The sequence below is a fragment of the Mariniphaga sediminis genome (assembly GCF_003573545.1).
Lineage (GTDB): Bacteria > Bacteroidota > Bacteroidia > Bacteroidales > Prolixibacteraceae > Mariniphaga > Mariniphaga sediminis.
In genome coordinates, this window is the sequence record NZ_QWET01000003.1 from 373,030 (window position 1) to 386,279 (window position 13,250).

The following is a 13,250-nucleotide window of genomic DNA, read 5'->3' on the forward strand; positions in this document are numbered from 1 at the left end:
CTGAATTTATTTTTAAAGGGGAACTGTAAAACATAAAGCACGGAGTGTTCAAAACGGTTGATAAAATTTTTTTATAAGAGATTTCAGTGTGTTGAAAATCAATGGTTTTTTATGTAAATTTAAGCCATGTTCAAAAAGTATGGGGCGAGCGTATACATATCGTTGCGACCGTTGTGGTTTCGAAGACCGGTTCAATGAAGGGCACGGCTTCCTGATCCATCCGCAGCCACTGGATTCCTATTTGAAAAGCAGGGAAAAACTTTTTCATTACCAAACCCACCGGGTTTTAAAAGAACTGGCCAGGGAACACCGTAATTTATTTGTGGATGCCGGCTTTAAAATTTATAAATGCTCCCACTGCGGCGTTCTTTACGACAAGGTGGATGTAACGGTTTACAATGATGGAAAGGTATTGCACCGAAGTGAATTTCGTTGTACACACTGTAGATCCCGCTTGAAGCTTACAAATATTCACAGACTGAAGAAGGCAGTATGTCCGGTTTGTAAAAAGAATACATTTCGCATTGATCAGCGAAAAATGGTTTTGTGGGATTAGTGTCAAGTCAAGCGTGCTCTTACGCGCCAAGTCTTGTTCATTTTTGTTTTTTCTCATTATAAAAAGACTCACGTAGCTACGGCTATGCTTACTTTTTCTAATTTCGAAAAATTCAAAAAGCGACGGCGACTTACCCGAAATTTCACACATGACTTGACACTAGCTTTTTGATTCGGACTGCGTTGAAAGTTCCCGAAACAGAGTGTTTTGAGGAAACGTGGTGGAAAGGTTTTTAAAAAGTGTGATTCCCTTTTGGTGCTTCTCCTCAATGTTAAAATAAATTTTTCCTAAAAAGTAGGAGGAAAGGGTTGAAACAACCAGATCGCCATCGTGGGTAAAGTGTTCAATTTCAGAAAGAGCCTTTGTACGTGCCGTTCTTTTTTTATTTAGAAAGAAAGGGTTGATCAAACTGTCAAAATAGTCGAAGAGGGAGCGGTAAAGATGAAAAAGCTTCAACCTGTCGGGGCCGTAATTTAAATCAGTGGGGTTGATTTCTAAAAGCAGGTTTTTAATTTCTGACCGTAAAAGTGCAGCTCTGATAATATTATATCTTTTTAGCTCGAAACGTAGTCGGTACGAGAGCAATATCAGCTTTGTAATTTTATATTCCTGATTAACGCCCTGGTTATTTTCAGCAACATCTTTCAGTACGGATTGAAAATATTTGGAATCATCATTCGATTCAGAAAAAACAGACTTCCACCAACTCAGGTCGATTCGTAAAACATCGAAATAAAAAGGGTCTATTTGATTTTTTTCGGATTCAAGTAAAGATTCGGCCTGATGAAACTGCTGGTTGTAAATGTGTTTAAATACTTCAAAGACTAATGTTTCGCTTTGTTTGGGATAAGCTGCTTTGTAAATGAATGATAAAAGGATTAATATGGTCAGAAAGCGAATCATTGTGGTTGCTGGCTAAGGGTGTATTCTACCAACCGGATAATCTCATTATATGTTTTTTCTTTTTCCACTGAAATTTTTTCAATGGCTGTCGCTTTTGCATTTTTTATTCCTCCGGTGTAATAGCGGTAATACCAGGAGCTAACAGATAAGAATGCGTCCAGTAGTCCATAGCTTTGCCAGATAACAATGGCTACCACTGCAATGCTGCCAACCAGGGCAATGGAATTGATGCCGCTCACTAAATCGCCGCAGTATATTTGTCCCAGGCCAGGGAAAATAATGCTTAGGGTTTCAATTTTTTCCGGTCGAAAACGTTTTCTGGTCTTTTCAAACTGTTTAAAAAGATCATCTAATTTGTGTGCAGAATCCGCTGAAAATATTTTTTTAAACTCAGAAAGAGCCTGTTCGTAATCTTCCACCCCAAACCATGCAACAGCGGTAAACAGGCTTATTTTATTTGTCAGATAGTTGTTTTTGGAGGGAGGCAAAGTCAGCAAATCATTCAATGCAAAAAAATAGTTTTCCTGCTTAAAGTGGCACATTGCTTTTTTAAGGATGATTTCGCTTTTTAAACTGTCGTTTAACGCAATTCTGGAAGCAATACCATAGCTTCTGACGGCAGAATTGTATTCACCCGTTGAAAAGAAAGAATCACCTATTTTTTGATAAATATCGGGAAATTGATTGCTGGAATCAAAGAAAGCAACACGTTGGAATTCAGTGAGTGCTGCTTGGTAATTTCCCGTTTCAAACTGCCTGTTGGCAAAGTGATACGTTTCTTCAATGGTTTGTGCACAAGCGAAAAGGGCATAGAAACTAAAAATGATTGTATATGCTGTTTTGAGCTTCATGGTATAACTTATCGTATTCAATTTGATTGTATGTTCTGGCTGCCTTTCCCGAACCCCAGATATTCCCGATGTAAAAGCCTGCCGACAGGCCGCCGAAAATCCATCCGCTGGCACTTTTTGTCCCTTTCTTGTTAAAGCCTCTGTAAGAGAGCCATGCATTGGACGAAACGAAGATGAATGACATAAGGGCATCGCCCCACAGGCCGGAGTATGCTTTCCCGCTACCCGGAACTATTGCCGACAGGGCCATTGCAAGTGCCGGGCTTTTTCCTTTGTAATTCTCCATTGCCCCGATGTTGTTAAATACCGAAGGATAGGATGCCGACAAAAGGTTTTGGTTGTTTTTTGAAAAGGTGAAAAGCGAATCTTCTTCATGGTTAAAAAAGTAATAGCCCAACCTGTAAAATGCCTGCTTAGTTTCAGGGAGTGAAAAAATTGCCTTTTCAAAATCAGACTTTTGATAGCAACAATTGCAGGTAAGGGACAGGTTCAGGAATTCACTGGCAACAGTGTCGTTTGAAAAAAAGTTTTCTGCGCCCAATAATTTTATATTCTGAAAAGAACCTTCGCAAATTTTACCCAACCGGTATGTTTTTATCAGGTTGGATGTGATTTCAGCATCAGGGGGCGAAATGTTTAAAATACGTTCATATTCAATGGCCGCCAGGTTGTACTGACGGGTGTTGAGAAGGTAGTGTGCAAATTTTTTTGAGTTTTCTGTATTGAACAGATTTTGGGCGTGGCCTGCGTTTCCTAAAAGCAGTAAACACAAAAAGAATAGTTGAATTTTACCTGACAGGATCATAAAATCGTTGTTTCATGGGATCAAAATAATATTGCCCGGGTTTAATTAAACGGTGACATCTTGATAAACGGTCGAAAGTGTAAAGTGTTCCTAACAATAAATTTTTTTGTTGTAAGGCCTGAACCGAATATTCTGAGCAGGATGGATGAAAAACACAGCTTGGATTGTCTTGTGACGAAAAAAAGGCTTTGTATACGTTAAAGCTTGAAGCCATTAAAAATTCGAATTCATTTTTGGGTTTGTTTGTGTCGGATGTATATGTTACAGGTTTGTGTTGGTGTGCTTCGAACAATCCACGGAGTTCATCCATTTTATAATCATTGGATGACACCTGGGCTTGCATTGAAAAGCAACCTGCCACAAAAAAAATAATAAGGAGTGGAATAATTCTCCTTAAATCAGTGTTGCTCCCACTGATAATGGTAATTGTTTTCGTTTTTTGTGTCATTTAAAATTACATTTTCAAATTCTATCACCTGGTAATTTTCTTTCCGGTTATCATCGTATACAATCTGAACGATTGTTCCGGGAAATTCAAAGCCTCCTACCTGGATATAATCTTTAAAAAATTGTTTGCTGTGTACCATTTTATCTTCGCCTGCAATAACTACGCTGTGTAACCTGTTATCCTTTTGGGCTACAGCAATGGTAGTAATCATTTGCTGAATCTGAGGGGGAATGTTCCAGTATGAAATAACCAGATCGCCCATTTTGTCAACTTTGCCGATTGAATACATTGCCTGGTTTAAGCCGAAGTAGGCTAAATTCGAATTGAGTGAAAGGTGAAAAACAGTAAATTCATTTAAGGATGGGATTGTTTCGGTATAATAAACGGAGTCATCAATCAGTTTGTAAATTTGGGAATCCTGAATAACCCATTTTTCTTTTTCGGGGAAAGAGATATCATATATTAATTCTTTACTGTATTTGTCGTAAAAAACTTTACCCTTTGTCAGGTTCGATTTTCCCGATGTACGCTTTGTTTTGGTTGTAAACTCCGCGCTCATTCTGAAATATTCCTGTGCTGCTACATCAGGGACAAACAGGTAAATTAGAAATATGAATACAAAAATAACGCGCATGTAAAAAATAAAAAGAGTGTATCAAAATGGAAAATTTTGCTTTCCATTTTGATACACTTTGTAAAAATAAATTTTTCAGCCTAAAAACTAATTCGATGAAGACTCAACTGCTGCAATAGCTACAACATAAATAATGACAGAAACGGCAGTTCCGGCTAAGCAACCCCACATAGCTTTCTTGGCTTCTTCCTTATTGTTGTCGGTAGCAATGTAAACGAGCAAAAGCCCAAGAACACCAAATACACAACCCCAAAGGAAGGAAGGGATTCCAAGAGGTGGCTCACCTGCGCCATCAGGCATTCCCATAGGGGTGGCCTGGCTCTCTATGTTGGCAATCAGTAGACTGGCTTCTTCTTCAAGCGTTGAGAAAGTAACGTTTGTGTTACTTTCAACGAAAGCGTCCAGGTCATCCAGTTCACTTAACTCAGCATTGAGCAATTCCTCGTCAAACGAAAAAACTGATTCATCAAACTCAACAGGACTAGTCTTGTTTGCTGCATAAATGTTAAAATTCTGAGCTGAGAGCAACGAAATGGCTAAAATGATGCTCACACTTTTGAGGATAAATTTTTTCATAATAAATGCGATTAATCAATTAGTAAAATTTTTTAGAAAAGGTAAAAGTATATAAAAAATATATATAGTATTATGAAAAGCACAAGGAAATTTAGTGTATATGTTGTCTGGCATTCGATCTCCGGGATAAGATAGCCCTACCTGTCTGAAGTTCAATAAAAACATCCTTGCTGATTTTGAACAAACAGGAACATTTAATTGTACCATGCATAAGGAATATGCATTTTGTAGCGTTACGAAATTATTCTCATTATGGTCAGTGCTTTACAAAAGGGAAAATGCAACCACCAGGGAATTGTTCTGAAAGCAGGAGAGGGCGGCTTGACGAACAAAGCCCTTGCCGCCTCATTTCTCCGAACGCTGCTTTATTTCGATGTTTTTTCTTATCCACTTACCTGCGATGAAATTTTTAATTATTCTTCGTGGCAAAATCTTGATAAAAATGAAGGGATAAAAACGCTTGAAAATCTTTTGGAAAACCAATTTATCAATACGCACATGGGATTTTATTTTTTGGGAGAGGATTCCCAAAAGGTGAGCCAAAGGGTGGCCGGGAATAAATTGGCTGTTAAGCGGATGAAACAGGCGCGTTTCTTTTCAGGTATTATTGCCAGTTTCCCGTTTACCCGTGGAGTGTATATTTCCGGATCGCTTTCAAAGGGATACATGGATAACGAAAGCGACATCGACTATTTTATTTTAACCAGTCCGGGCAGGCTCTGGCTATGCCGCACAATGCTTGTGATGTTCAAAAAAGTATTCCTGCTAAACTCGCACAAAAATTTTTGCATCAATTATCTTGTAGATACCAATAACCTGGAAATTAAAGAGCGTAATATTTATACTGCTACTGAGGTGGCGTTACTTTTACCCATGCATAATTACAGGTTGTTCAGTGAGTTTCTGAATGCAAATAGCTGGGTAAAAGATTATTATCCTCGTCTTAGTCAGGGTGAAGGACAACCAGTAAAAGGATTTCCTTTTGTTAAAAAGGTACTCGAAATAATACTTGACAATCGGCTGGGCGATTTTCTGGACAATTACTTTTTCAGAGTTACTACGAAATTTTGGCAAAATAAACACGGGAAGAATGAAGTTTCCAAACCGGATTCCGAATTGTTCTGGAATAAACATGTTTCGCAATACAATCCCGGGCATTTCAGGATGAATGTGTTAAAGCGGTTTCGTAAAAAGTTGGATGACTTTGAAGCCCAATACGGGTTTGTTGTCAGTGAATATTAAATTCAGACTGGATAATGAATAACCTGCAAAGGAATATCTGGATTTTTGGCGCCACCGGCTTCATCGGGCAGGCGCTTTTTGAACACCTTGCCGCAAATACACCACATCGTTTGTTCCTGCTTCTGCATCGTAAAACTTTGTTCAGAAAGTATGAAGGATACAATACATTTATGGGCAGCTTGTCGGATTTTGATGACAGCTTGTTTGAAAGGTATCCCCCGGATGTGATTTTTCATCTGGCGCGTTTTTCCGGCAGCAATACCCTTACCCGTAGATTGGCTTCCCTTAAAGGGGCCAAAGCGAACCAACGACTCGTGGAGGTATTGAAAGGACTTGATAAGCCGCCTGTTGTTGTATATGTTTCCGGTTCGTTGATGTATGGTTCGCAAAAAGAAAGCACTTTCGCTACGGAAGATTTTCCGCTGACCCCTACGGCTTATGCAGAATATTACATCAGGGGCGAGTTGCCCTGGATTCAGGCGCAGGAAAAGGGAACTCTTGATATCCGTTTTGCCCGTCCTGGTTGGATTGTAGGATCTTCTTCATGGTTCAGGGAGTTTTTTTGGAACTATTACTTAAAAACAGGTAACGTTCCTTACTATGGCGATGGCAGCCAGCTCATGTCGGTGGTAAGTTTACCGGATTGTGCCCGGCTGATTGCCCGGTTGGCTGCGAAAGGGGCTCAACGACAGAACCTGAATATTTTTAGTATGGCTCCTCTGTCACAAAAAATGTTTAGCGAAATGCTTGCCGGGAAATTGAACGCCGCAACTGTCAGAATCCCTAAACAGGATTTATTCCGTCGGTATGGAAAAACGGTGGCTTCAGCCCTTACTTCTTCCACTCCGCTTGCTACTCTGTATCCTGAATGGTATGAGGATTTTCAGCCTTTAACGCCGGATTTGGATACTGTTTTTGACGATGTGTTAGCGCATCTTAAAAACAAATAGAGTGTATTCGCCGAATTTCCATAAAAAAGTATTGTTCAAAAGTATGTCTGCTTTCCAAAGCCACTTTCGAAACCTGCCCAGTCGTCGGTTTAGCCCATGGTAATACCAGGCAGGATGAAGAATACTGTATCCTTGTTTCTTTTGTAAGTCCAGTCCGGAAAAGGTGTTGATAATTTCTTTCGGACTGTAACATCGGCTCGGCAGGTATTTTACCGGGGAATAACCTCCCCATACAGGCCGTAAGCGGGCAAAAGCATTGGAAAATCTGAGTTTAATGAATTCTATTAGCATGCCCAAAATGTAATATTTGTTTACGAAGGTCAGCACCATTATCCCATCCTTATTTAGTATTTTTTTTAAAATACGTGCTGTTTCATCAAGGTTGGATACTGTATTCAGTGCGCCAAAGAATACGTAAATTATGTCAAACCGTTTCCCGGGAAATAACCGTTCGAGATCTTCCACACTGCCCTCTGCCGCAACAACCCTTTCAAGTTCCTTTTTTTTGGCTCTGTTTGTTGCTATGCGGTGCATTTCGCCGGAGATATCGATTCCATAAACTGTTACTTCCGGATGGGTTACTGCGAAATGCACCATGTCAAGCCCTGTTCCGTAACCGATTTCCAGCATGTTTTTAAAAGGATGTTTTTTGACTTCTTCTCTGAATGACTGACGGATTGTTTGTAACACCGGATTCTGCCAGTATCGCTTGTCGAAATCGTCGGCATCCTCATCGTAATAAGTTTTAACTGTTTTGTAATAGTCGTTTGTCATAATTTGTTTCGTAAACGGATAATAAATAGGCTGCCATTCCCCAAAAAAGGAAAGCAAACTTATCGGTGTTCAGAAAGTTATTGAAAAAAGCATGGAAAAGATAAGTTGATAAAGCTGCAAAAGAGATGATTATTTTCCCCCTTTGCGGATGATGCGGTGATTTAACAAAAACCACCCAGAGCCAGTGGCCGAGAAGAAGAAGTAAGGCAGCCAACCCGGGAACTCCTGTTTCACTTAAAACGAGGATGTATTCAGAGTGAGCAGTTCCTCCCGAATTTTCCGGTATTTTATGGGGATTTGTTACGGTGAGCCTGTTGGTTAGTTCCTTTTTTTGAAACGGAATATAGGCAAATTGGTAGGTTCCGGGACCAAAGCCTGTCAGAGGGCGTTCCGTAAACATTTTTATTCCCGCATACCACCGGTTGAGGCGTTCGACATTCGAATCGTCGGTTGTCACATTTCCTGCTGATTTTATAAATTCCGACCATTCCACATTTTGTTTCCGCGAAATATATTTGTTGTAGTATAACTTGTCATAAAGTTGCCGGTGAAATATACCCGAAAAAATCAGGGCAACGAGGCTCAGTATCGCCAGGTATTTAAAATGAATTTTCATCCGTAATAACAACCACACAAACCCAAAAGCTACCATACTTAAAATGGCCGCCCGGCTGTGTGCGAGAAATACAGCATACAAGAAAAATACGCCGGCCATTGCCATTCGTAAACGGTTAACCGGTTTTTTTGCCGAAACGGAACTGGCAAACCAGAAAGCGCTGAGTATAGAAGCAGATGCACCGGTAATAGTATGGTCTTTGTAAAAAGGCTGAAAAATACCCTTGGTAGTTACCGGGTTTAGTCCGTATTGCCAAAAACGGAAAGTGGCGTATAAAATTACCAGTGAAAAGCCGAGACTGTAGAGAATTATCATTTGATGGAAAAGCTTCGGATAAGTACTGAAAATATTTTTCAGTATGAAGAGGAAAACAAGAATATATGTTATGTTGATTAATGCAAATTTTGCAGAAACAGAGGGCATCGTAGAAAATAATGTACTGGCAGGATAGATTAGCATTAGGGGGATTGCAAATCGTAACTCTCCACCGAAAAATCTATAAAAAGCCTGCGGTTCAAGAATAATTTCAATTACCAGGGTGAGTGCGGCAATTCCAATCAGCAATTCACCCGGGAACAGGATTTTTGCATGGGAGTAAACAGATAATTCAAAGGAAAAGGGCAGAAACAGGGCCAACAGTTTTAAAAGATAAGTTTGTAATTTTAATTGAACGATCAGAAAGGATGTTGCGAGCATAAAAACTGCTGCAAGCGGAATAAAGTAGGTTGTATTTTTGATGCAAAGCCAGAATACACCTGCCACAAGTGCCGGAAGAATAAAAAAAGGAAATATTCCTTTTACATATCTATCCGGTTGATGTAACATCCTGCTTTATTATTTTAAAAACGATCAAGAGAAAAATATAGGCAAAAACTGAAGCCAGGGCAATTAGTTTTCGACGCGGCCATGTGGGCTCTGCTGCAGGAATAGCTTCTGAAATGACATAAGCCCGGGGAAGTTCTGTTTTAAAATCACGTTCTACAGTCTCCAGATGGTTCTTTCGGGAACCCAGCTCTTGTAGTTCAATGGGATATTGATTTTTTAATCTGAAAAGTTCATTGCTTTTTGTGTTATCATCGATTGTGTTTTCCAGGTTATCAATTTTGTTTTCCAGTTTTTCCACGCCGTGAAGTTTATTTTCATAATGTAGTTGAGCCTGCATCAAGGCATTCATCCGGTTTTCGTACAGAATGTCTTCTTTGATAATGTCGCCAAGTTCTACAATCGTATTTGCCATCTCTGCCGCCTTTTCAGGATCAGGATCCAATACGGTAACAGATACTGAGCTGAATCGGGTTTTTTCATATTTTATGCGGCTATCAATGGCCTTGTAAAGCCTGCTCAATCCTCCTGTTTCACTGAGGTCTATCCCAAACTTTTCCGCAAGGTTATAGCGGCTGATGAGGCTGTCTCGCATTCTTCCGGACTGAAAAATCTGGATGTGGCCGTCAATTTCAATGTCGCTGGCAAACCCAATGCCTTGTTGCTCAATTTGTTTTGATGGGATGGTGAGAGGCACATAAATAAGTGCTTCCGAACGATACAGAGGAGTAATAAAAAGCGAAGATGTTACCATCCAGGTAAGTACTCCTGTGATGATGGCCCCGATAACGAGGGTTTTTAAAAATCGCGTATTTGAAATATGTTTCAAATTTTTATTATGGAAACAATTTCAAGCGGGAATAAGTTTAGTATTCTAAAACAGTAAACTTGCAAGCAGGGTAAAAACTAGCCCGCAAAGAGCTATAATTGTTTCCATCACCGTCCAGCTTTGGAGGGTTTGTTTTTCATTCATGCCGAGGTATTTTCCTACCAACCAGAAACCGCTGTCGTTTACATGCGAAAGCAATGTGGCACCAGAAGCAATGGCAATAACCACCAATGCACGTTGCGGATCATTTAATCCGAACTCACTTAAAACCGGGGCTATGATTCCCGCAGCAGTAATCATAGCCACTGTTGCTGAACCCTGGGTAACCCGGACAATGGCAGCAAGCAGCCAGGCCAGCAGAATGGGAGGCAAAGCTGAATTTGCCATGGATTCAGCCATGATTTTTCCAATGCCGCTGTCAACCAGTATCTGTTTCAATACACCGCCGGCACCGGTAATCAGAATGATGATTCCTGCCGGACCAAGAGCTTTGGTGCTTAGTTCGAGAATCTTTTGTTTGTCCATTCCCCGTTTGATGCACAAGAAATAGATGGCGATCAGTGTGGCAATAATCAGTGCGGAGAAAGGATGCCCGAGAAACTCCAGAATATCGGTAGTGACCGATTTTGAAATGAATTCTTTTGACACGGCCAACCCTGTAAAAGTATTGACAAGAATCAGGAGCAGCGGGATGGAAATGATAATGGCAATCATCCGGAAAGGGGGCAAATTTTTGGGATCAACTTCTTTGGGTTCTTTATCGAAATCGAACGGTGGCTCCAGGTGAATTTTTTTTGAAATGTATTTCCCCCAAACAGGGCCGGCAATTACTGCAGTTGGAAAGCCCAGAATAATACCAAACAGGATAACCCATCCCAATTGTGCGTTAATGATATCAGCCACAGCTACCGGACCAGGTGTGGGAGGAATAAAGCTGTGTGTTACCGCTAGTCCGGCCAGTAACGGAATAGCATAATAAAGGAGTGAACGTTTGGTATCCCTGGCCAATGCGTATATGATGGGAACGAGGATGATAAAACCTACATCGAGGAAAACCGGGATGGCCACCACAAAACCAGTAATGACCATGGCCCACGAGGCACGGTCTTTGCCAAATTTTTTTACCAGGTAATGAGCCAGTGATTCTGCTCCTCCCGAACTTTCCAGCATCTGTCCGAAAATGGCGCCTAACCCTACTACGGTGGCTACAAAACCGAGTGTTCCTGCCATACCATCCTGAATAGACCGGATAATTCCGTCCAGGGGCATGCCGGCAACTATTCCTACGTAGATGGCTGTGATTAAGAGTGAAATAAATGCACTGATTTTGAATTTCAGTACCATAAACAGCAGTAATGCTACGGCTGAAATAACAATAAATACCAGAAAAGGTGTTGACATAATAATATGGATATAGCTATTTAGCCATAAAAATAAGATTATAGATTGAATTTATGTGAGTGAGAAAAGATTAGTTGAATATTCAGGCATCAAAACCAGAGTTGGTTGAATGGGTATTAAAAACCAATGAATCTGAATTTATCAGATTATAACAAGTAATGATTTGTCCATTTTCTTTTATAAAGAATGAACAGGTTACCGGATTCGGTTTCGGTATTGCCTTGGCGACATTCCCATTTTCTTTTTGAAATCACGTGTGAAATAATAGGGATCGGAATATCCCAGATTATATGAAATTTCTTTTACTTTCATTCTGGTGTAGTCCAGAAACTCGCAGGCTTTCAGTGTTTTTAAATGCGAGAAATAACTTAAAGGGGCATAGTTGGTCTCTTCCCTGAAAAGAGTGGTAAAGTATGTGGGAGAGTAACCTGCCTCGTGGGCAATTTGCTGAAGTGACAGCTTTTTGTGCAGGTTTTTGTCCAGGAAATGGATAGCCCGGCGCACACCTGGGTTAGATTCGTCAGCCAGATCATCGCTGGTGCGATTGGCATAAATAAATGTGGCAAGCAGGTGGCCAAAACAAAAATTTACATACTCCAGATTCTGATCGTGAAAGCCTTTTGAGAGGTTATTGAAAATTTCATCGAAGAGCATTTCCCGGTTGGCTACCATATTATTTACGGAGGGCACCAGGTTGCGAACCACCGAAAATTCACGCTCCAGATGTTTGACATTTCGTCCGTCAAATCCGGCTGTAAGGAAGCGGGTGGGGGACTTTAATACTGAATAAAACCGGAAAACTTCACCCCGGGGTACAATAAAAAATTGATCAGATGAAACCGGAACCTGCTCACCACCCAGCATTACAACCCCTTCTCCCTTAGTGCAAAAAGCCAGCAGGTAATTTTCTGTTTTTCCTTCCGAATCCCATGCAGAACCCTTTTCCACTTCTATTTCACCTGTGTTGACAAGATACAAATCACGGGTAAGCGGATTCATTTTTTGTTCATTTCCCGGGGAGGTTGGCAGCCTGAAATACCGGATTTCTTTAATCATAAGCAAATAAAGTAATATTGTCCATCTTTTTCAAAGAAAATACTATTTTTTCCCAATTTAACTGCTCATACTTTTGTGAAAACCAAAAATCTACAGAAAAATTATGAGTGAACTATTGTCAAATATTGCCGAGTGTATTGAATTCGGAAAAATCAACAAAGTTGCGCCGTTTCCCCCGCAAATGAAAGGGCAGGACGGTGCCGATGAACTTACCAGGCAGGCCCTGGACGAAGGTATTTCTGCTCAACGAATTCTTACAGAAGGGTTGATGGTCGGGATGGAGAAGGTGGGGATTAAATTCCGCGAAAACAAAGTGTTTGTTCCGCAAGTGCTCATGTCGGCCAAAGCAATGAGTACAGCGATGATTCATTTGAAACCATTTTTCCTTTCGGGAGAAGTGAAGGAAAAGGGCACATTTATTATTGGTACGGTAGAAGGTGATTTGCACGACATTGGAAAAAACCTGGTTTCGATGATGGTCGAAGGCAATGGCTGGAAAGTAGTGGATTTGGGTACCGATGTGAAAGCCGAACAGTTTGTGTCTGCCATTAAAGAACACCAAAATGCATTTGTGGGATTATCGGCGTTGCTAACCACCACTATGGTAAGTATGGAAAAAATTACCAAAGCAATCAAGGAAGCCATTCCCGAAGCCAAAGTTGCGGTGGGGGGTGCGCCCGTAACGGATGACTTCCGCAAAAAAATAGGCGCCGATGTTTATTCTCCCGATCCACAGGGGCTGGTAGAATATTTGAATGCACAGGTGGCCTGAACCAGATAAATGATA

At 40.6% G+C, this 13,250-nt stretch carries 15 protein-coding genes; 4 read left to right on the forward strand and 11 right to left on the reverse strand.

Annotated features, from left to right (window positions below):
* Nucleotides 1-139: 139 nt before the first annotated feature.
* Nucleotides 140-556, forward strand: coding sequence for an LIM domain-containing protein (locus D1164_RS05895; RefSeq protein WP_119349018.1), 417 nt, complete (start codon nt 140-142; stop codon nt 554-556).
* 159 nt (nt 557-715) lie between these two features.
* Here the strand turns inward: D1164_RS05895 and D1164_RS05900 are convergent, their stop codons facing one another.
* From D1164_RS05900 to D1164_RS05925, 6 genes are all read right to left on the reverse strand, one after another.
* Nucleotides 716-1,459 carry a hypothetical protein gene (locus D1164_RS05900; protein ID WP_119349019.1) on the reverse strand — a complete coding sequence of 248 codons (744 nt, stop codon included), beginning with the start codon at nt 1,457-1,459 and terminating at the stop codon, nt 716-718.
* Nucleotides 1,456-2,310, reverse strand: a complete 855-nt coding sequence (locus D1164_RS05905; protein WP_119349020.1) for a tetratricopeptide repeat protein — start codon at nt 2,308-2,310, stop codon at nt 1,456-1,458. The genes D1164_RS05900 and D1164_RS05905 overlap by 4 nt, the downstream gene beginning before the upstream one ends.
* Nucleotides 2,276-3,115 (reverse strand): hypothetical protein, encoded by an 840-nt coding sequence (locus tag D1164_RS05910; protein WP_119349021.1) that lies wholly within the window; start codon nt 3,113-3,115, stop codon nt 2,276-2,278. Before D1164_RS05910 ends, D1164_RS05905 begins: the two co-directional genes overlap by 35 nt.
* Nucleotides 3,099-3,563, reverse strand: coding sequence for a membrane protein insertion efficiency factor YidD (gene yidD, locus D1164_RS23955; protein WP_119349022.1), 465 nt, complete (start codon nt 3,561-3,563; stop codon nt 3,099-3,101). Before yidD ends, D1164_RS05910 begins: the two co-directional genes overlap by 17 nt.
* A complete protein-coding gene (locus D1164_RS05920) occupies nt 3,514-4,197 on the reverse strand; it encodes a hypothetical protein (RefSeq protein WP_119349023.1) in 684 nt (227 codons plus the stop codon). Before D1164_RS05920 ends, yidD begins: the two co-directional genes overlap by 50 nt.
* Before the next feature lie 87 nt (nt 4,198-4,284).
* Complete coding sequence (locus D1164_RS05925; protein WP_119349024.1) at nt 4,285-4,773, reverse strand: hypothetical protein; 489 nt, start codon at nt 4,771-4,773, stop codon at nt 4,285-4,287.
* A gap of 252 nt (nt 4,774-5,025) precedes the next feature.
* Here D1164_RS05925 and D1164_RS05930 point away from each other — a divergent pair, with 252 nt between their 5' ends.
* Both D1164_RS05930 and D1164_RS05935 read left to right on the forward strand, forming a co-directional pair.
* Entirely contained in the window at nt 5,026-6,015 is a 990-nt protein-coding gene (locus D1164_RS05930) for a hypothetical protein (RefSeq protein WP_119349025.1), read from the forward strand.
* Between the two features lie 14 nt (nt 6,016-6,029).
* On the forward strand, nt 6,030-6,965 hold the full coding sequence (locus D1164_RS05935; RefSeq protein WP_119349026.1) for an NAD-dependent epimerase/dehydratase family protein: 936 nt from the start codon (nt 6,030-6,032) through the stop codon (nt 6,963-6,965).
* Here D1164_RS05935 and D1164_RS05940 read toward each other — a convergent pair.
* The 5 genes from D1164_RS05940 to D1164_RS05960 form a co-directional block, all read right to left on the reverse strand.
* Nucleotides 6,942-7,739 carry a methyltransferase domain-containing protein gene (locus tag D1164_RS05940; protein ID WP_119349027.1) on the reverse strand — a complete coding sequence of 266 codons (798 nt, stop codon included), beginning with the start codon at nt 7,737-7,739 and terminating at the stop codon, nt 6,942-6,944. The genes D1164_RS05935 and D1164_RS05940 overlap by 24 nt on opposite strands.
* Nucleotides 7,711-9,180, reverse strand: coding sequence for an O-antigen ligase family protein (locus D1164_RS05945; protein ID WP_119349028.1), 1,470 nt, complete (start codon nt 9,178-9,180; stop codon nt 7,711-7,713). Before D1164_RS05945 ends, D1164_RS05940 begins: the two co-directional genes overlap by 29 nt.
* On the reverse strand, nt 9,161-10,006 hold the full coding sequence (locus tag D1164_RS05950; protein ID WP_119349029.1) for a GumC domain-containing protein: 846 nt from the start codon (nt 10,004-10,006) through the stop codon (nt 9,161-9,163). Before D1164_RS05950 ends, D1164_RS05945 begins: the two co-directional genes overlap by 20 nt.
* 45 nt (nt 10,007-10,051) lie before the next feature.
* Nucleotides 10,052-11,407, reverse strand: coding sequence for a GntT/GntP/DsdX family permease (locus tag D1164_RS05955; protein WP_119349030.1), 1,356 nt, complete (start codon nt 11,405-11,407; stop codon nt 10,052-10,054).
* 195 nt (nt 11,408-11,602) lie between these two features.
* Nucleotides 11,603-12,463: an AraC family transcriptional regulator gene (locus tag D1164_RS05960; RefSeq protein ID WP_119349031.1), complete on the reverse strand. Its 861-nt coding sequence runs from the start codon at nt 12,461-12,463 to the stop codon at nt 11,603-11,605.
* Between the two features lie 103 nt (nt 12,464-12,566).
* On the opposite strand from D1164_RS05960, the gene D1164_RS05965 reads away from it, so the two are divergent.
* Nucleotides 12,567-13,235, forward strand: a complete 669-nt coding sequence (locus D1164_RS05965) for a cobalamin B12-binding domain-containing protein (protein ID WP_119349032.1) — start codon at nt 12,567-12,569, stop codon at nt 13,233-13,235.
* The last annotated feature ends 15 nt before the right edge of the window (nt 13,236-13,250 follow it).